Raw genomic sequence first — 17,502 nt, 5'->3', positions numbered from 1 at the left:
GCGTCGGGTCGGAGGAGAAGTTTCCCGGAAGGATAGCGCCTGTGGTGATGCGCGTCCAGAACGGCATGCTCACCATAGCCGGTGAAGCGCGGCGGCGAAACGGCACTCACCCCAATCGGTTCCCGTAAAGCCTCACCGGTCCAGAATCGGCCTGTGCGGGACTCACCTTTACGCGTCGCGGGAGACGCGGAATCACAGTTTTTCGCCTGTGCACGATACGTGCGCCGCACTCTCCCGTATCGGCTCACCTGTGACTTTGTCGCAAATTTGCGACTGCATTTCGTGAGCGCTGCACAGTGTTTTCACTGCACCCGACCGATCACGAAAAACCTGTGCACAACCGCCTGTATGCATGTACAGGCGAAGCCGGTCGGACAATCGACACTGTGTCAGAAGTCCGGACAGACGCACGCATCCAGCGCATGAACGACCAGACCCGGCATGGCCTGTGCGTGTTTCGATGGGTATCGCCCCCATGCTTCGACAGCCCGGGCGCGCATTGTACAGTGCACCATCGTCACAGGCCCCCGAAAAATCTCACCTGTGATTCGCACAGCCTTGGCGACCGATCTGCGGCGGACGCCCGTCGCGCGCGGGATCGATCATTTGCACCTCCCGCAAACCCTCACCTTACCGACAAAAACGCCGCGAAAGCAGACATCCGGGCGACTCCCGAAAAACCTCACCGTAACCTCCGCGGTTTCAAAAAAACCAATGTTCTCCGATACTTAGCGCGATTCGCGGATGCCCGGCCCAATCCCACCAGCCCCCGAAAAGCCTCACCTATCCACAGCGTCCATTCGTACGACAGCTGCGCGACGAGTCCCGAAAAATCTCACCTTTGCCCAAAAAACGCCTGTGAAAACGGGCTCACCATCCAGTGCTGGCGGGGTTTTCAGCGAAAGTGGACGCTCACAGCTCCCGAAAAGCCTCACCCTTGACCATTTTTCGAGCAAATACCGTTCCCGAAAACGCTCACCTTTGGGTCCGCAGGTCGCTCTTCAGCCACGCCCCCGAAAAAGCTCACCTCAAGCCGGTCCGGCCAGGAAACCCGCCGCTTTGCTCCCGAAAATTCTCACCTTTTGAGGTTCACAGGCCCGCAAATGGACTTTTGCGGTGCAAAATCGCGTTCGCGTCCCGGATATCCTCACATCAAAACTGTGTGGAATCCCGTGGAATCTCACCTTTCATCCAAATTGCCTAAAAGAAGGGCAGAATCGACTGCAAACGAAGGTCCCGAAAAGACTCACCGACGCCCTCACAGGCAAAAAACTGTGCCCTCAGGCACAGCAGGCGTTTCGCGGCTGTGATGTCCTGAAAACCCTCACCTTTGAAAATTCCTGTGATTCACTGTGGTCCTGAATCCGCTCACGACCTTTCCTGCAAGGGCTCACGCAGCTCCCCGAACCCCATCACGTCGGCTCCCGGAGAACATCACCTTGATTCCCGTAAAGCTTCACCTTGTCGGCCGGAAACCCTTGCCACATAAGGCTGTGCCGTGGCGTTAACGTTTTTAACTAAGGGTTCAAAGGTGTTTACTTCTATTACTCTCAACACTTCGGGGATTGAGTTTTCCACAGACACCCCTTACCCCAACACCCACCGATCCTTGGTACCTGCGTCATGTGAAACAACGCCGAATTTTCGGTATTGGTTCAAAAACGCTTTCGATACAATCGCTTAGCTCGTTTTCTTCGCTTTGTTTCACGGAGATCGTGCTCTTCGTCGGTCACAGACCGCCACAGCAGCGCTTCCTGTGCTCATCGACGTAAATTCGCAACGCCCGTCAAAAATCGGTATCGATCAATACGTATTTCGTTATGATTGCGACACTCAATGCCTGTGAGAGACGTCATGACCCTGGACGAGATGCGTCAAGTTATCCGAGAAGAGCTGGAATCATTGCGCGCTGCCGGTGCACGACGCCAGGAGTTGTCGCTGCATGCGTGCAAGCGACTGTTTTTCGATCTCGGCATCCGGCCGTCAGCCGCCAATGTCCGCGATCTCACCCAGACCGGCAGCGCCAGCGACATTCCGAAGGACATCGACCATTTCTGGGAACGGATCCGCTCGGCATCGAAGGTTCGTCTCGAAGGCGCCGCGATTCCGAAAGCCGTCGAGGAAAAAGCCGGCGCCCTGCTCGGCGCACTCTATGAAGAAGCCCTGAAAGTTGCGCGCGACAGTCTCGATGCGGACCGTGAACAGGCGCGCACCGACATCGCGCAAGCCGAACAGCAGCTGCGCGACGCGGCCGTTCGTCAGGAAACGCTCGAAGCGGCCATCTCACGCGGCGAAACCCGCAACGAGCAGCTTCAGGCGCGGGTGACCGAGCTCGAAGTTCAGCTGGCGTCCCAAAGCACCCATGGTTCGGCAAACGAGGCCACGCTGCTCACCACAGCCAACCGTCTGGAAAGGGATCTGGCCGCGGCCACCAGCCGCGTCGATGCCGAACAGACGCAGAACGCGGCGCTGCGCGACCGCATCGATGCGCTGCAAGCCGAGTTGCAGCAACGAACCGAGCATTACGCACAGCAGATCAAGGATGCGGTGGCCGAGGCCGAGCGCCGGGTCAAGCCGATGCTGGTCGAGCTGGACTCGTTGCGCAGCATGGCGTCGACGTATCAGGCCGGGCTGCGCGACGTGCAGCGCAAGGAATTCGATTTTCTGCAGCAATTGAGTGCTGCGAAGACTCGCGCGGACCGCCTCGAGGAACAACTGCGCAGCCAGAGCGACGAATTGGCCGCGGCGACGCGAGAAATGAACACGCTGCGCGCGAATCGCGGGATGAATCCGGAAATTGCCGGGTTGATCCGGCGCCTGGCCGATGCCGGCAAGCTCGACGCAGACGCATTCACGGCAATCGGCACGACACTGGATTCCGACATCCCGGTGCCGAACCAGTGTCCGCGCTGCGACGGCGAACCGGAGCTGTCGCACACGGATGAGGGTTTCGAAGTGTCGTGCCCGGAGTGCGAATACGCGTCGGGCGCGTGGCCCTCGCGCTTCGAAGCGGTCACCCGTTTTGGAAGCAATTGACCGCGTTCAATCCGGACGCACAGTCAAAGGTGAGGTTTTCCGGGAAGCTTGAGGTGAGGTTTTTCGGGATCGTTGAAAGGGTGAGGCCCTGCCGCGCAAGGCGCTCACGCATCGCCCGCTGCGTGCGGCAAGATCCGGATCAGTGAGATTCGGGCTCGGATGGCACCTCACCCTCGATCAAGCTGTCACGCCAGTTTTTCCACGCGCGGTGCAGGCGATTCGACGAGATCGGCTGCATGAAGCCCAGCCACGTGCCGACCCGCTCGGTCGGCACTTCGTTCTCGAACAATTCCGCGGCATAGGTGTTGCGCAAGGTTTGCGGGCTTGCCCGTGCAGTGCGCGACGTCGCGATGTCTGCCGCCTCGACTATTGCGTCGACTGCACGCAACATCGTCGCCTTGTGCATCGGGCGCCCCGAGTGCGATGCCGGAAAGACGAGATCGCCCGGAATGTCCTCACGCTTGCGTTCCGCGAGCCACGCATCGAACAGTGCGATCGCGAATGACGCCAGGTGCGTTTCCCGTGCGAAATCGGGATGCGTCGACGGAATCTGCAGCGATGTGCCGCCCGGATTGATGCAACTAATTGTAAGGACACGGGCTTCGCCGGTCTTCACGCCGGCGCCGAGAAATGCGGCGACGAGCGCGCGGTCGCGACGCTCTTTCCAGTGCGCGGCGCCAGTTGCGCCGATCGGCGAAAACAGGTGGGCAAGCAGCTTCGCGCGCTCGGCCGGCGCGAGAAAGCCGGTCGGCTCGTTGTCGCGCGCCTTGCGCCAGGTCGCTTCGCCATCCTGAGCAATGAAGCGTGCCGGGTTGGTCGATCCGAATTCGCTGCGCCGGATATGATCGAGCACGCGCTCGATCAGCCGCAAATAGCGCATTCGCTGCGTCTTCTTGATCGGCAACTCGCCGACGAAGTGTGCGATCGATGCGGTGTCGACCGACGCGAGATTTTTCTGATGCGTGCGCAGCCAGGTCAGAAACGCGCCCCACTGCGCGCGATAGACGTCGGCGGACGACCGGCGGTAGTCCTGCATGGCAAGCCATGCGTCGAACGCTGCTTCGGGCGATGCGATCCAGTCCGATGCGCAACGGTCGAACAAATCCTTTTCTTCCGTTGGCAATGACGTGTGCGTGGGTGAAGGAAGGGACATGTTAATTGTTCCGTTAGTTGCGTGCATGGTAGCCCTTTTTGCAACACCCCGGGCGGGATGAACGGAAAGGCTCGATACGCGGGACGCGCATCCGTCGCCGCACTGCATTGCGCTCGCTCGTTCGCCCGACCGCAGCGACGGCTGCCGGCAAGCTGCGCACGGCCGGCAATCAGCCGCGCCAGCCCTTGGCCATGCGCGCGGTATTGACGGACGGTGGTTGCGCGTCGCGCTTGCTTGCCGCAGCCTCATACGCGATGACCGCGAACGAGAATACGGCCGGCAGCGCGTTGGACTTGCCGAAGTCGGTCGGGTCGTCCGTTTCGGGAAACGTCATGTCCGACGGCCGTTCGAACAGTTGACGCATGCCGGCCTCGTGCCGGCTGGCAAACCCGAGATCCGCCAATGCCTCGGCTTCGATCGCATGCAGCAGGCGCCACGTCAGCGGCACCTCCTGGCGGATGTAGCGCTCGGCAATATGCCGAACGATCTGTTCGAGGTCATGCGCAGCAGCCTTGAAGCTGAGCGCGGCCAAATCTTGTTCTTCGGTCATCGCAGGCTCCTGTCGGCCAGAGTCGGCGCTTTGGCGTCTTACTCTGGCCCCATGCTTCGCGGTCGGCCAGAGTTGGCGCTTTAGCGCCTGGGGCGACCCCATGCTTTGTACTCTGGCCGACGCAAATCGGAATGTCCGTATACTGTACAAACATACAGTATTTTCCGCAACTGGCCGTTTGGCCGACTCGACGGCCCGTCAGCGATGGATCACGATCAACAACGCTCTCGCTTCGGCCTTGCCGGGATTGCGGATCGCGTGCGGCGTGTCGGCCGGGTAGCGTGCGGTATCGCCGCTCTTCAGGCGGCGGACGGCCGCCGCGGCCTCGATTTCCATCGTGCCCTGCAGCACGGTCAGGTGCTCGCGTGTCCCCGGCTCGTGCGCGTTCGAGACGAGCGCGCCCCCGCCCGGCAGCGTCAGTTCGTACCACTCGAACCGGCCGGCGAGATCGATCGGGCCCCAGACGCGCAGCTGGTAGCGGCCGTCGTGGCCGGCGAGCGTCGGGATGTCGTGCGGGCCGTCGACGCGGATCGTCTCCTGCGACTTCGGCTGCGAGAACAGTTCGTCGAGCGTGATGCCGAGCGCGTTCGTCAGCCGCCACGCGACGGCGATCGTCGGGTTCGCCTTGTCGCGCTCGATCTCGGAGAGCATCGACTTCGACACGCCGGCCGCGCGCGACAGGTCGTCGAGCGTGAGCTTGCGTTCGTTGCGCAGGCGCTGGATCTGTTCGCCGACGCGCGGCGGCGTCGCGGCGGCCGGCGACGGTGCGGCGTCGGCGGGTGTGCGCCGCGAACCGGAGGAGCTTGCCATTTGAATTCCGTTCGCTTAGAGTTGTTCGATATTCCGAATTTTAGTTCGGAATAACGGAAAAGAGCGGTCAACCGAACGACCGACTATAACAGTAGCAGGCCGCCGGGCCGCCGCCACGAGCGGCGGCCGGCGGGTTGCGATTCATGTCAGGAGCTTTGCGATGCGTGATGCCTTTCTCGCCCAGGTGCGCGGGACGCTCGACCAGATCCGCGCGGACGGTTTCTACAAGACCGAGCGCGAGATCGCGAGCCCGCAGGCGGCGGCCGTGCGGCTCGCCGGCGGCGCCGGCGTGCTGAATTTCTGCGCGAACAACTATCTCGGTCTGGCGAACGATCCGCGCCTGATCGCCGCGGCGCAGGCCGGTCTCGACCAGGACGGGTTCGGGATGGCGTCGGTGCGCTTCATCTGCGGCACGCAGACGGTGCACAAGCAGCTGGAAAGCGCGCTTGCCGCATTCCTCGGCACCGATGACAGCATCCTCTATTCGAGCTGCTTCGACGCGAACGGCGGGCTGTTCGAAACGCTGCTCGACGAGAAAGACGCCGTGATCAGCGACGAGCTGAATCACGCGAGCATCATCGACGGCATCCGCCTTTGCAAGGCGCAGCGGTATCGCTACAAGAACAACGACCTCGCGGATCTCGAAGCGAAGCTCAAGGAAGCCGACGCGGCGGGCGTGCGCCACAAGCTGATCGCGACCGACGGCGTGTTCTCGATGGACGGCATCATCGCCGACCTGAAGGGCATCTGCGATCTCGCCGACCGCTACGGCGCACTCGTGATGGTCGACGATTCGCATGCGGTCGGCTTCATCGGCAAGCATGGGCGCGGCACGCCCGAATACTGCGGCGTCGAGGGACGCATCGACATCATCACCGGCACGCTCGGCAAGGCGCTGGGCGGCGCGTCGGGCGGCTACGTCGCCGCGCGGCGGGAGATCGTCGAGCTGCTGCGCCAGCGCTCGCGCCCGTACCTGTTCTCGAATACGCTCACGCCGAGCATCGCCGCGGCGTCGCTCAAGGTGCTCGAACTGCTCGGCAGCGACGAGGGCGCGAAATTGCGCGAGCGCGTGCGCGAGAACGGCGCACGCTTCCGCCAGCAGATGACCGAGGCCGGCTTCACGCTGGTGCCGGGCGTGCATCCGATCATCCCGGTGATGCTCGGCGATGCGCAGCTCGCGACGAACATGGCCGATGCGCTGCTCGCCGAAGGCGTCTACGTGATCGGCTTCTCGTTCCCGGTCGTGCCGCGCGGACGCGCGCGCATCCGCACGCAGATGAGCGCCGCGCATACGCCCGAACAGGTCGACCAGGCGGTCGCCGCGTTCGTGCGCGTCGGCAAGTCGCTCGGCATCGTCTGACGGAGGCCGGCCATGAAAGCACTGGCAAAGCTCGAACGCGGTCCCGGCCTGTCGCTCACGCGCGTGAAGCGTCCCGAGGTCGGGCACAACGACGTGCTGATCAAGATCCGCCGCACGGCGATCTGCGGCACCGACATCCACATCTGGAAGTGGGACGACTGGGCGCAGAAGACGATTCCCGTGCCGATGCACGTCGGTCACGAATACGTCGGCGAGATCGTCGAGATGGGGCAGGAAGTGCGCGGCTTCGCGATCGGCGATCGCGTGTCCGGCGAAGGCCACATCACGTGCGGCTTCTGCCGGAACTGCCGCGCAGGGCGCCGGCACCTGTGCCGCAACACGATCGGCGTCGGCGTCAATCGCGAGGGCGCGTTCGCCGAATACCTGGCGATTCCCGCGTTCAACGCGTTCAAGATCCCGCCGGAGATTTCCGACGATCTCGCGTCGATCTTCGATCCGTTCGGCAACGCGACGCACACGGCGCTGTCGTTCAACCTCGTCGGCGAAGATGTGCTGATCACCGGCGCCGGGCCGATCGGCATCATGGCCGTCGCGATCGCGAAGCACGTCGGCGCGCGCAACGTCGTGATCACCGACATCAACGACTACCGGCTCGAACTCGCGCGCAAGATGGGCGCGACGCGCGCGGTCAACGTCGCGCGCGAGTCGCTGCGCGACGTGATGGCCGACCTGCACATGACCGAGGGGTTCGACGTCGGGCTCGAGATGTCCGGCGTGCCGAGCGCGTTCACGAGCATGCTCGAGGCGATGAACCACGGCGGCAAGGTCGCGCTGCTCGGCATTCCGCCCGCGCAGACAGCGATCGACTGGAACCAGGTGATCTTCAAGGGGCTGGAGATCAAGGGCATCTACGGCCGCGAAATGTTCGAGACCTGGTACAAGATGGTCGCGATGCTGCAAAGCGGTCTCGACCTGTCGCCGATCATCACGCACCGCTTCGCCGTCGACGATTACGAGAAGGGCTTCGCGGCGATGCTGTCCGGCGAAAGCGGCAAGGTGATTCTCGACTGGACGGCCTGAACGCGTTCCCTGCGTTGCCGCGCCGCGCCTCACGGCGTCGGCGTCGGCCGTGAGCACGGAAGCGTCACCGGCCGGCCGTCATCGCAAGATGCTCGGCGATCGGGCCGAGCGCGAGCGCCGGCAGGAACGTCACCAGCGTGACCAGCACCACGGTCGACAGCAGCATGCAGAGGAACAGCGGCCCGTGCGTCGGCAGCGTGCCGGCGCCGGGCGCACGTCGCTGCTTGGCAGCGAGGGAGCCCGCGATCGCCAGCACCGGCACGATGACCGTGAAGCGGCCGAACCACATCGCGGCGGCCAGCGACGTGTTGTAGAACGTCGTGTTCGCCGACAGGCCCGCAAACGCGCTGCCGTTGTTGTTCGCGGCCGACGAGAACGCGTAGAGCATCTCGCTGAAGCCGTGCGCGCCCGGATTGCCGAGTCCGGCGACGCCGGCCGGCGTCACGGCCGCGATTGCGGTGCCGACCAGCACGATCGCCGGCGTCGCGAGAATCGCGATCGATACCATCTTCATTTCGTATGCTTCGATCTTCTTGCCGACGTATTCGGGTGCGCGCCCGATCATCAGCCCGGCGACGAACACCGCGAGCAGCACCACCATCAGCATGCTGTACAGGCCTGAACCGGGGCCGCCGAACACGACTTCGCCGGTCTGCATCAGCACCATCGGCACGAGGCCCCCGAGCGGCGTGAACGAATCGTGCATCGCATCGACCGCGCCGTCGCCGCTGCTCGTCGACACCGTCGCGTACAAGGCCGACGACACGATGCCAAAGCGCGTCTCCTTGTCTTCCATGTTGCCGCCCGGCTGGCTCGCCGACGCGACTGCATCGATGCCGGGCGCATGCAGCGCCGGACTGGCAGTCTGCTCCGCCCGGATCGCCATCGCGGCCGCCGCGACGAACAGCGTCAGCATCGCGGCGTAGATCGTCCACCCCTGCCGACGGTCCTGAATCATCGTGCCGAACGTGTGGCAGAGCGCGGCCGGAATGATCAGCATCGCCAGCATCTGCAGGAAATTCGCGAATGGTGTCGGGTTCTCGTACGGATGCGCGGAATTCGCGTTGAAGAATCCGCCGCCGTCGCCGCTCATCAGCTTGATCGATTCCTGCGACGCGACGGGCCCCATCGGCAGCGATTGCACGGTCGTGGAAGAGGGCTGCGCCGTTTGCGTGGACGCGTTCGCGGCGGGCATCGGCTGGGGCGGCTGCACGATCGCGACGTTGCGATCCGGCGAGAAATTCTGCAGCACGCCCTGCCCGATGAACGCCGCCGCGAACAACGCCGCCACCGGAACCAGCACGTAGAGCGTCATGCGCGTCAGGTCGACCCAGACGTTGCCGATCGTTCGACTGCCCCTGCGCACGAGCCCTCGAATCAGCGCCAGCATGACGGCCATCCCGCTCGCCGCCGACAGGAACGCCTGCACGCCGATGCCGAGCATCTGCGTCAGGTGGCTGAGCGTCATCTCGCCCGCATACGCCTGCCAGCTCGTATTCGTCGCGAAGCTGACGGCCGTGTTGAACGCGAGCCCCGGCTCGACGTTCGGCAAGTGCTGCGGATTGAGCGGCAGCCAGACCTGGATGCGTTGCAGCAGGTAGAGCGCAACCGCGCCGAGCGCATTGAACGCGACGAGCGCGACCGCATAGCGCTTCCAGTCCATTTCCTCGTCGGGGGCGACGCCGGCCAGCCGGTAAAGCGTGTTTTCGACAGCGGTGAGGCGCCGCAGCGGCGCCGGCAAGTCGCCTAGCGCGACACGGGCGATGTACTGCCCGACGGGTTTGACCAGAAAGGTGAGAACAAACAGGAACACGCCAACCTGTGTCCAGGCATTGCCGATCACGCTGCCTCCCAGGCCGGCGCAGCCGGCCTGCATCGAATGGATCGTTTCATTTCATCGCATGCATGACGCGGCGCGTACCGCTATCGGAGCGGCTTGTTCTCGATCCACTGCGGATCGAGCTGCAGGTTGAGGAGCACGAGCCAGCGCCTCGGACAGCGCGGCGCGACGCGGACCGGCTCTTCGTCGGGACCGCCGAACGCGATGAAGCCGTGTTCGAGCGCATGGCGGTACGCGCGTAGCGCGTCGGCCTGCAGCCAGTAGCTGACGAGCGCGCACGATATGAAGCGGAACAGCAGCAGCGTCGCGGCTTCCGGCGCGAACCCCGCCGAGACGAGCGCGAGTTCGAACGCGAGCGTCAGCAGGTGCGCGACGGCAATCGTGACGAGCGCCAGCTTTGCGAGGCCGCGCAACCGGATCGCGGCGCGAAGGCGCGCGTTGCGCAGCGCGAGCCGCGCGGCTTCGTCCGGCGGGACGGATGGGATGGGCGGGCCGGACGAGTCGCGGCCCGGGAGCGGGTCGCGCTTCATGACGAAGCCGCTTGCCGGCGAACGGGCCGGATCGCGATGGCGTCTTGCATCGCGGCGACGCGGTTCGTCGCGCCGATCGGCTTGCAGAGAACGGCGCTGTCATAGCCGCGGCCCGCGAAGCGCATGACGTCGATCGGCCGGAAGCCTTCGCCGACGCAGAACGCGACGAGCCGGCCGGCCTCTTGCGGCACATCGAGCGCGAGATGGCTGGCTCGGTGCGACGCGCTCCACTGTTCGGCGAACGCGAGCAGCGACCGGCCGATGCCGCGCGCCTGCCAGACCGGATCGACCGCAAGCTCGCGGATCGTCGCGACCCGGCGGCTGCGATACGGATCGCACGGCGAATCGGGATCGGACACGCGCATCGTCAGCGTCGCGACCAGATGACCTTTGCTGAGCGCGACGAAGCACTCGCCGGCGCGCGCACGCTCGCGCGTCCCGGCGGCGGAACGGTCTGCGGCCGGGTATGGGAAGCCCAGCGCGCCGAGGGGCGCGAACGCACGCTGCAGCAGCGCGGCCAGCGACTCATACGAGTCGATGCGCGGATCGAAACGTCTCAGCACGACGCGCTCGTCGAGCTGCTTCGCGTAAGCGGCATAGGTACGAGAGCGACGTGCGGGTTCGGAATGCGGCATGACATCCTCAGGCCCAACAAGGTGCACGCAGTGTAGTGAGTCGCGAATGCCGGCATCAAGAAAAAATGTCGTAAAGATTGCGGACCGACATCGACGCATTCCGCCGCGGCACGCATACGCCAACGCGTCCGGCGGCGATCGAAACATCGGTTATGGTAGAACGATCGTTCTGCATTCTGCTTGACGAGGGAGAATGATCGTTCTACAGTAAACGCATCAACTCGAACCCTGACCGATCCGTTTGACCGACCATGACCTCATACGAACCTCAGCCCGGGGAACCGGGCGCGCGCGACCGTCTGCTCGATGCGGCCGAGGCGCTGATCTATTCGGGCGGCATCCATGCAACCGGCGTCGACGCGATCGTGAAGCGGTCGGGCGCGGCGCGCAAGAGCTTTTATTCGCACTTCGAATCGAAGGAGGCGCTGGTCGTTGCGGCGCTCGAACGCCGCGACGAACGCTGGATGCGCTGGTTCGTCGATGCGACGCGCGCGCGCGGCAAGACGCCGCGCACGCAGCTGCTCGGCATGTTCGACGTATTGCGCGACTGGTTCTTGCAGCCCGATTTTCACGGATGCGCGTTCCTGAACGCGTCGGGCGAGATCGAGGACGCCGACGATCCGGTGCGGATCGTCGCGCGGGCGCACAAGGCGAGACTGCTGGCGTTCGTGCGCGAACGGCTCGACGCGCTGGCCGATGACGCGGGGATCGAGCGCCGCACGCTCGCGCGCGTCGCGCGCCAGTGGCTCGTGCTGATCGACGGCGCGATCGGCGTTGCGCTCGTGAGCGGCGACGCGACGGCCGCCCGGGACGCGCGCGCCACTGCCGAACTGTTGCTCGACGCCGTGTCGCGGCCGTCGAGGTAGCAAGCTGGCCGCGGCTTTGCGCGGCCGAACCCTGACTGGAGAAAACGATGTCTGAATCAGCCGAAGTCCGCCCGCCCGTTCCGCCCTTTTCGCTGGAGACGGCGCGACAGAAGGTCCGCGCCGCCGAGGACGGGTGGAACACCCGCGATCCGCACCGCGTGTCGCTCGCTTATACGCCGCAGAGCCGCTGGCGCAACCGCGCGGAGTTCGTGACCGGCCGCGACGCCATCGTCGGACTGTTGCAGCGGAAATGGGCGCGCGAGCTCGACTACCGGCTGATCAAGGAGTTGTGGGCGTTCGAGGGCAACCGCATCGCGGTGCGGTTCGCGTATGAATGGCATGACGATGCCGGCAACTGGTTCCGCTCGTACGGCAACGAAAACTGGGAGTTCGACGACAACGGCCTGATGGCGCATCGCCACGCGAGCATCAACGACATGCCGATCCGCGAAGCGGACCGGCTCTTTCACTGGCCGCTCGGCCGCCGTCCGGACGATCATCCGGGCTTGTCCGATCTCGGTCTGTAAGCGCGTCGCACGGACGGACGCGGCGGCTCTGCGAACGCCGCCGTGTCGATCGATTGGTGAGGAAATACGGGGGCTGGTTCGTTCAAGGTGAGCGTTTGCGGGAGCAGGTGAAAACGCCGTCGCATCAGTCGCTTCGGTGACGCATCGACATGACGTGCTGCTCACCGATCGCGTCCAGTGCGAATACGCGACGTGACGCTGCCGAAGCGCATGGTGGTGCGTATCGGCATGCCGTGTTTCTCACCGCAGGCCGCATTCCGGTCGTACGGATGCACAAGTCGGTGCGCGTCGATCCGCCGTGCTTCTCACCCGTGTGCGAGATCGGCACGTGGTCGCGCCAAGCGTGCGACACGTCGTGCCGATCACCTCACCTCTGTTGCATACGGCGAGCGTCGCCCAGCCCATCGCCCGTCATCCCGCAATCCGCGCAGCGATCGCTTCGCCCACTTCCTGCGTGCCGGCGCTGCCCGCGAGATCGCGCGTATGCGGCCCCGTGCGCAGCACGTCCTCGATCGCGGCGACGATCGCGTCGTGCGCATCGCGCTCGCGGCCGGCGCCGTTGCCGAGGAAGTCGAGCATCATCGCGGCCGACCAGATCATCGCGATCGGGTTCGCGACGTATTGCCCCGCGATGTCGGGCGCCGAACCGTGCACGGGCTCGAACAGCGACGGAAATGTGCGCTCGGGGTTGAGGTTCGCGGACGGCGCGATGCCGATCGTGCCGGTGCATGCGGGGCCGAGATCCGACAGGATGTCGCCGAACAGGTTCGATGCGACGACGACGTCGAAGCGGTCCGGCTGCAGCACGAAGCGCGCGCACAGGATGTCGATGTGCTGCTTGTCCCAGACGATGTCCGGATAGCGTTCGGCGATCTCGGCCGCGCGCGCGTCCCACCACGGCATGCTGATCGCAATGCCGTTGCTCTTCGTCGCGACGGTGAGGCGCTTCGCGCGACGCTGCGCGAGCTCGAACGCGAACTTCAGCACGCGCTCGGTGCCGTGCCGCGTGAAGATCGATTGCTGCACGACCACCTCGCGGTCGGTGCCTTCGAACATCGTGCCGCCGACCGACGAGTATTCGCCTTCGGTGTTCTCGCGCACGATCATGAAGTCGATGTCGCCGGCGCGGCGGCCGGCGAGCGGCGACGGCACGCCGTCGAACAGGCGTGCGGGACGCAGGTTGATGTACTGGTCGAACTCGCGGCGGAACTTCAGCAGCGAACCCCACAGCGAGATGTGGTCCGGCACCGTCGCGGGCCAGCCGACCGCGCCGAACAGGATCGCGTCCATGCCCGACAGCTGCGCTTTCCAGTCCTCGGGCATCATCCGGCCATGCTGCGCGTAGTAGTCGCAGCTCGCCCATTCGATGTGCGTGAAGTCGAAGCGGATGCCGAAGCGGGCCGTCACCGCGTCGAGCGCGCGCAAGCCTTCGGGCATCACTTCACGGCCGATGCCGTCGCCGGGGATGACGGCGATTTTGTAAATCCTGTCGCTCATGCGAATGCTCCTCCAGATCGATTCGGGCCGCCGCGGACAACGCGCGCAGCGGCAGACGACGTTATTTTATTTATTTCCGCCCTGATTAAAATCGCTGAAAAGGTTAACCGACTTTCCACGAATCGTGAACAAATCGCCGAACCTCGACGACCTGCGCGTGTTCAGCGTCGTCGTCCGCCTGACGAGCTTCAGTGCGGCGGCCGAGCAGCTCGGCGTGTCGCCCGCATATGTCAGCAAGCGCATTGCGCAACTGGAGGCGCAGCTCGGCACGCGGCTGCTGCACCGCTCGACGCGCCGCGTCGCGGTGACGGAAGCCGGCGAGCGCGTGCTCGCGCGCGCCGAGAAGATTCTCGACGACGTCGATCATCTCGTCGAGGACGTGTCGACCACGCGCACGGTGCCGCGCGGCACGCTGCGCATTTCGAGCAGCTTCGGCTTCGGCCGGCACGTCGTCGCGCCGGCGCTGCTCGCGTTTACCGAACGCTATCCGCAACTGAACGTGCGGCTCGATCTGTTCGACCGGCTCGTCGACGTCGCGGGCGAAGGGTTCGACCTCGACATCCGGATCGGCGACGAGATCGCCGATCACCTGATCGCGCGCCGGCTCGCGTCGAACTATCGCGTGCTGTGCGCGTCGCCCGCCTATCTCGCGCGGCGCGGCACGCCGCGCACGCTCGCGGATCTTTCGTCGCACGAATGCCTCGCGATCAAGGAGCGCGATCATCCGCTCGGCGTGTGGCGCATGAACGTGCGCGGCGAGACACAGACCGTGAAGGTCGGCGGCGCGCTGTCGACGAATCATGGCGAAGTTGCCGTGCAATGGGCGCTCGCAGGGCGCGGGATCGTGCTGCGGTCGATCTGGGAAGCGGGGCCGCTGATCGCGCGCGGCGCGCTATGTCGCGTGGTGCCGGACGCGACCCAGCCCGCGAACGTGTGGGCCGTCTATCCGGAACGGGTCGCGACATCCGCGAAAGTGCGCGTATGCGTCGACTTTCTCACGGATGAGTTTGCGCATCTGAACGACACGGCGAGCGACGGCATCGCATGATGCGTGCCAAAGGTGAGCTTTTGCGGGATCGTGATTCAGTGCCGGCCGGCACCGGGTCACAGCCGGTTGTCCTTCGCCAGCATGAGCACGCGCGCCCAGCGCTGCGCGTCGCGCTTGTCCATCATCGGCAGCTTCCATTCGCCGCGCGCGGCATCGCGGACCCGGACGACGAGATGCCAGCGCCCGCCGATCGGCGCGGCCTGGCAGCCGTCGAGCTGCGACAGCGTATAACGGCCGTCCGCGCCATCGTGCGACAGCCACAGCAACCCTTGCGTCGCGGACACGCGCAGTTCGCCCCACGCGCGATGCACGATGTGGGTCCAGCCTTCTTCCTTCGTATTCGGCGCGATGTCGCGGCGGCGCTTGATCCACCACGCGACCAGCGCCATTAGCAGCGCGGCGGCAAGCACCGCGGCGGCCACCGCGACCGGCTCGCCGAACTGCGCGGCGATCACGTGAAAAGTATGAACCGCGCCCCACGCGAGAGCGATGAGCGCGAACAGGGCAATGAAAATCGGCATGTCGGATTCGGAAAGAGGAACGGACCGGCGCAGGCAGCGCGCCGGTCCGCCCGGGCACGACGTCACCGCTTGCGGTGAATGTCGTGCGTGACGAAGCCCGCGTCGTTGACGGGCAACGCGAGGCCGTCCTTGACGGCGAGCGTCTTGCGGATGTCGTCGAGACCCGCGGCCCAGTGGTCGCGCATCGTCGACAGACCGAACTGGTAGTCCTTGTAGTGATGCTCGTACGCCTTCTGCTGATAGATCAGGTGCTGGATGTTGTACTTCTTCCCGCACGACATCGCTTCCGCCTCGATGCACCACGGATCGGTCTTGCGCTGCTCTTCCGGCACCCTGTCGAGCACCTGGCGCATCACGTTGCGATAGCGCTGTTCGCGCTGCAGCGTATCGGTGACGAAACGCGTGCGGCTCGAGTACTGGACGTCCTTCGTGCGCTCGGTAACGTCGGCCATCGAGCGCGGCAGCGGCCCGCGCGCGCTCCACAGGTCGACCTGGAACGCGAGCGTGTCGCGGCGCGGGCGCGCGCGCAGCACTTCCATCAGCGGCGTGTTCGACACGACGCCGCCGTCCCAGTAGTACTCGCCTTCGATCTCGACCGGCGGGAACGCGGGCGGCAGCGCGCCGGACGCCATGAAGTGCTCCGGCTCGAGGCGGATGCGCGCGTTGTCGAAGTAGACGAAGTTGCCGGTGCCGACGTTGACCGCGCCGACCGACACGCGAGTCTCGCCCGAGTTGATGCGGTCGAAATCGCACAGCTTGAGCAGCGTCGAGCGCAGCGCGGACGTGTCGTACCAGCTGACCTTGTCCGGATGATCGGACACGCCCGGCAGCGGCGGCGGGAAGCGCGGCACGAAGAAGCCCTGCTGGCCCTGCATCATCGCGCTCGCGGCCTGCGACGCGGTGAAGAACGTGCGGATCTGATCGATGCTGTTGAACAGCGCGAACTCGAATACTGCCGGGACCGCCGGAAAGAACGCCGGCTGGCAGATCGTTTCCCAGAACTGACGCAGCCGCTCGACGCGATGCTCGGGCGCATTGCCCGCGATCAGCGCGGTGTTGAGCGCGCCGATCGAGATGCCCGCGATCCAGTCGAGCGGAATGCCCGCTTCGTGCAAGCCTTCGAACACGCCGGCCTGATAGGCGCCGAGCGCGCCGCCGCCCTGCAGCACGAGTGCGATCGTCTCGTAGGGAAGCGTGCGGGCGGCGACCGGCGCGCCGGCCTCGTGATGCAGGTCCGCCGCATCGACGGCCTGCCTTTCGGTGCGGGCGTGCGGCTTCATTGCATGAACCAGCCGTGGCTGACGATGAACGACTGGCCGGTCAGCGCGGCGCTCGGGAATGCCGACAGGAACAGCACTGTCTGCGCGACGTCCTGCACCGTCGTGAACACGCCGTCGACCGTGTTGCCGAGCATCACCTTCTTCACCACTTCGTCTTCGCTGATCCCGAGCTCCTTCGCTTGCTCCGGAATCTGCTTGTCGACAAGCGGCGTGCGCACGAAGCCCGGACACACGACGTGCGAGCGCACGTTGTGCTTCGCGCCTTCCTTCGCCAGCACCCGCGCAAGCCCCAGCAGCCCGTGCTTCGCGGTCACGTAGGCCGACTTCAGCGGCGACGCCTCGTGCGAGTGCACCGAGCCCATGTAGATCACGACGCCGCCGCGATCGTCCTTGTACATGTGCTTGAGCGCCGCCTTGGTGGTCAGGAACGCGCCGTCGACGTGGATCGCCTGCATCTTCTTCCAGTCGGCGAACGAGTAGTTCTCGATCGGGTTGACGATCTGGATGCCCGCATTCGACACGAGGATGTCGATCGAGCCGAATGTTTCGGCCACCTTGTCGATGCCGCTGTTGACGGCGTCCTCGTTGGTCACGTCCATCGCGACGCCGATCGCCTTGCCGCCCGCCTGCTTGATTTCCTCGGCCACGGCGTTTGCGCCGTCCTGGTTCAGGTCGGCGATCGCCACTGCCGCGCCCGCCTTCGCCAGCTCCAGCGCGATTTCCTTGCCGATGCCGCTTGCGGCGCCGGTGACGACTGCGGTCTTGCCATTCAGATTGCTCATGTTCGGGTTTCCGTAATCAAGGGTGC

At 65.1% G+C, this 17,502-nt stretch carries 16 protein-coding genes; 6 read left to right on the top strand and 10 right to left on the bottom strand.

The window, feature by feature from the left end:
* The first annotated feature begins 1,854 nt into the window (after positions 1-1,854).
* Positions 1,855-3,036, top strand: coding sequence for a DNA-binding protein (locus ACFIMZ_RS34640; protein ID WP_431823901.1), 1,182 nt, complete (start codon positions 1,855-1,857; stop codon positions 3,034-3,036).
* A 139-nt stretch (positions 3,037-3,175) separates the two neighbouring features.
* On the opposite strand, the gene ACFIMZ_RS34635 is transcribed toward ACFIMZ_RS34640, so the two are convergent.
* From ACFIMZ_RS34635 to ACFIMZ_RS34625, 3 genes are all read right to left on the bottom strand, one after another.
* Positions 3,176-4,189, bottom strand: a complete 1,014-nt coding sequence (locus ACFIMZ_RS34635; protein ID WP_431823900.1) for a tyrosine-type recombinase/integrase — start codon at positions 4,187-4,189, stop codon at positions 3,176-3,178.
* Positions 4,190-4,358: 169 nt separating this feature from the next.
* Complete coding sequence (locus ACFIMZ_RS34630; RefSeq protein ID WP_431823899.1) at positions 4,359-4,739, bottom strand: DUF2471 family protein; 381 nt, start codon at positions 4,737-4,739, stop codon at positions 4,359-4,361.
* Positions 4,740-4,937: 198 nt separating this feature from the next.
* Positions 4,938-5,549, bottom strand: coding sequence for a helix-turn-helix domain-containing protein (locus ACFIMZ_RS34625; protein WP_431823898.1), 612 nt, complete (start codon positions 5,547-5,549; stop codon positions 4,938-4,940).
* Between the two features lie 160 nt (positions 5,550-5,709).
* Here ACFIMZ_RS34625 and ACFIMZ_RS34620 point away from each other — a divergent pair, with 160 nt between their 5' ends.
* Entirely contained in the window at positions 5,710-6,909 is a 1,200-nt protein-coding gene (locus ACFIMZ_RS34620; RefSeq protein WP_431823897.1) for a glycine C-acetyltransferase, read from the top strand.
* Positions 6,910-6,921: 12 nt separating this feature from the next.
* Positions 6,922-7,950: an L-threonine 3-dehydrogenase gene (tdh, locus tag ACFIMZ_RS34615; protein WP_431823896.1), complete on the top strand. Its 1,029-nt coding sequence runs from the start codon at positions 6,922-6,924 to the stop codon at positions 7,948-7,950.
* A gap of 64 nt (positions 7,951-8,014) precedes the next feature.
* Here the strand turns inward: tdh and kdpA are convergent, their stop codons facing one another.
* The 3 genes from kdpA to ACFIMZ_RS34600 are packed head-to-tail and all read right to left on the bottom strand — an operon-like array spanning position 8,015 to position 10,955.
* Positions 8,015-9,826 carry a potassium-transporting ATPase subunit KdpA gene (kdpA, locus tag ACFIMZ_RS34610; protein ID WP_431823895.1) on the bottom strand — a complete coding sequence of 604 codons (1,812 nt, stop codon included), beginning with the start codon at positions 9,824-9,826 and terminating at the stop codon, positions 8,015-8,017.
* A 47-nt stretch (positions 9,827-9,873) separates the two neighbouring features.
* The gene (locus ACFIMZ_RS34605; RefSeq protein ID WP_431823894.1) at positions 9,874-10,320 is read right to left on the bottom strand and encodes a hypothetical protein; all 447 of its coding nucleotides are present in this window, start codon (positions 10,318-10,320) and stop codon (positions 9,874-9,876) included.
* Entirely contained in the window at positions 10,317-10,955 is a 639-nt protein-coding gene (locus tag ACFIMZ_RS34600) for a GNAT family N-acetyltransferase (protein ID WP_431823893.1), read from the bottom strand. The genes ACFIMZ_RS34605 and ACFIMZ_RS34600 overlap by 4 nt, the downstream gene beginning before the upstream one ends.
* Positions 10,956-11,206: 251 nt before the next feature.
* Between ACFIMZ_RS34600 and ACFIMZ_RS34595 the strand changes: the two genes are divergently transcribed.
* Positions 11,207-11,821 (top strand): TetR/AcrR family transcriptional regulator, encoded by a 615-nt coding sequence (locus ACFIMZ_RS34595; RefSeq protein ID WP_431823892.1) that lies wholly within the window; start codon positions 11,207-11,209, stop codon positions 11,819-11,821.
* 47 nt (positions 11,822-11,868) lie between these two features.
* The gene (locus ACFIMZ_RS34590) at positions 11,869-12,348 is read left to right on the top strand and encodes a DUF1348 family protein (protein WP_431823891.1); all 480 of its coding nucleotides are present in this window, start codon (positions 11,869-11,871) and stop codon (positions 12,346-12,348) included.
* 411 nt (positions 12,349-12,759) lie between these two features.
* On the opposite strand, the gene ACFIMZ_RS34585 is transcribed toward ACFIMZ_RS34590, so the two are convergent.
* Positions 12,760-13,845 carry a tartrate dehydrogenase gene (locus ACFIMZ_RS34585; RefSeq protein ID WP_431823890.1) on the bottom strand — a complete coding sequence of 362 codons (1,086 nt, stop codon included), beginning with the start codon at positions 13,843-13,845 and terminating at the stop codon, positions 12,760-12,762.
* Between the two features lie 124 nt (positions 13,846-13,969).
* Here ACFIMZ_RS34585 and ACFIMZ_RS34580 point away from each other — a divergent pair, with 124 nt between their 5' ends.
* The gene (locus tag ACFIMZ_RS34580; protein WP_431823889.1) at positions 13,970-14,893 is read left to right on the top strand and encodes a LysR substrate-binding domain-containing protein; all 924 of its coding nucleotides are present in this window, start codon (positions 13,970-13,972) and stop codon (positions 14,891-14,893) included.
* Positions 14,894-14,949: 56 nt separating this feature from the next.
* On the opposite strand, the gene ACFIMZ_RS34575 is transcribed toward ACFIMZ_RS34580, so the two are convergent.
* The 3 genes from ACFIMZ_RS34575 to ACFIMZ_RS34565 form a co-directional block, all read right to left on the bottom strand.
* On the bottom strand, positions 14,950-15,414 hold the full coding sequence (locus ACFIMZ_RS34575) for a signal peptide protein (RefSeq protein WP_431823888.1): 465 nt from the start codon (positions 15,412-15,414) through the stop codon (positions 14,950-14,952).
* Between the two features lie 62 nt (positions 15,415-15,476).
* Positions 15,477-16,694: a patatin-like phospholipase family protein gene (locus tag ACFIMZ_RS34570; RefSeq protein ID WP_431823887.1), complete on the bottom strand. Its 1,218-nt coding sequence runs from the start codon at positions 16,692-16,694 to the stop codon at positions 15,477-15,479.
* Positions 16,691-17,476, bottom strand: coding sequence for a 3-hydroxybutyrate dehydrogenase (locus ACFIMZ_RS34565; protein WP_059488351.1), 786 nt, complete (start codon positions 17,474-17,476; stop codon positions 16,691-16,693). Before ACFIMZ_RS34565 ends, ACFIMZ_RS34570 begins: the two co-directional genes overlap by 4 nt.
* Positions 17,477-17,502: the final 26 nt, after the last annotated feature.

The organism is Burkholderia sp. F1, assembly GCF_050813845.1.
Classification (GTDB): Bacteria; Pseudomonadota; Gammaproteobacteria; order Burkholderiales; family Burkholderiaceae; genus Burkholderia; species Burkholderia ubonensis.
Note: the sequence above shows the minus strand (reverse complement) of the source record. Positions and strands in the feature narration are given on the sequence as shown.

Excerpts from the sequence above, each read along its gene's own strand:
- ACFIMZ_RS34640 (WP_431823901.1), top strand. The coding sequence starts at position 1,855 with ATGACCCTGGACGAGATGCGTCAAGTTATCCGAGAAGAGCTGGAATCA.
- ACFIMZ_RS34635 (WP_431823900.1), bottom strand. The coding sequence starts at position 4,189 with ATGTCCCTTCCTTCACCCACGCACACGTCATTGCCAACGGAAGAAAAG.
- ACFIMZ_RS34630 (WP_431823899.1), bottom strand. The coding sequence starts at position 4,739 with ATGACCGAAGAACAAGATTTGGCCGCGCTCAGCTTCAAGGCTGCTGCG.
- ACFIMZ_RS34625 (WP_431823898.1), bottom strand. The coding sequence starts at position 5,549 with ATGGCAAGCTCCTCCGGTTCGCGGCGCACACCCGCCGACGCCGCACCG.
- ACFIMZ_RS34620 (WP_431823897.1), top strand. The coding sequence starts at position 5,710 with ATGCGTGATGCCTTTCTCGCCCAGGTGCGCGGGACGCTCGACCAGATC.
- tdh (WP_431823896.1), top strand. The coding sequence starts at position 6,922 with ATGAAAGCACTGGCAAAGCTCGAACGCGGTCCCGGCCTGTCGCTCACG.
- kdpA (WP_431823895.1), bottom strand. The coding sequence starts at position 9,826 with ATGCAGGCCGGCTGCGCCGGCCTGGGAGGCAGCGTGATCGGCAATGCC.
- ACFIMZ_RS34605 (WP_431823894.1), bottom strand. The coding sequence starts at position 10,320 with ATGAAGCGCGACCCGCTCCCGGGCCGCGACTCGTCCGGCCCGCCCATC.
- ACFIMZ_RS34600 (WP_431823893.1), bottom strand. The coding sequence starts at position 10,955 with ATGCCGCATTCCGAACCCGCACGTCGCTCTCGTACCTATGCCGCTTAC.
- ACFIMZ_RS34595 (WP_431823892.1), top strand. The coding sequence starts at position 11,207 with ATGACCTCATACGAACCTCAGCCCGGGGAACCGGGCGCGCGCGACCGT.
- ACFIMZ_RS34590 (WP_431823891.1), top strand. The coding sequence starts at position 11,869 with ATGTCTGAATCAGCCGAAGTCCGCCCGCCCGTTCCGCCCTTTTCGCTG.
- ACFIMZ_RS34585 (WP_431823890.1), bottom strand. The coding sequence starts at position 13,845 with ATGAGCGACAGGATTTACAAAATCGCCGTCATCCCCGGCGACGGCATC.
- ACFIMZ_RS34575 (WP_431823888.1), bottom strand. The coding sequence starts at position 15,414 with ATGCCGATTTTCATTGCCCTGTTCGCGCTCATCGCTCTCGCGTGGGGC.
- ACFIMZ_RS34570 (WP_431823887.1), bottom strand. The coding sequence starts at position 16,694 with ATGAAGCCGCACGCCCGCACCGAAAGGCAGGCCGTCGATGCGGCGGAC.
- ACFIMZ_RS34565 (WP_059488351.1), bottom strand. The coding sequence starts at position 17,476 with ATGAGCAATCTGAATGGCAAGACCGCAGTCGTCACCGGCGCCGCAAGC.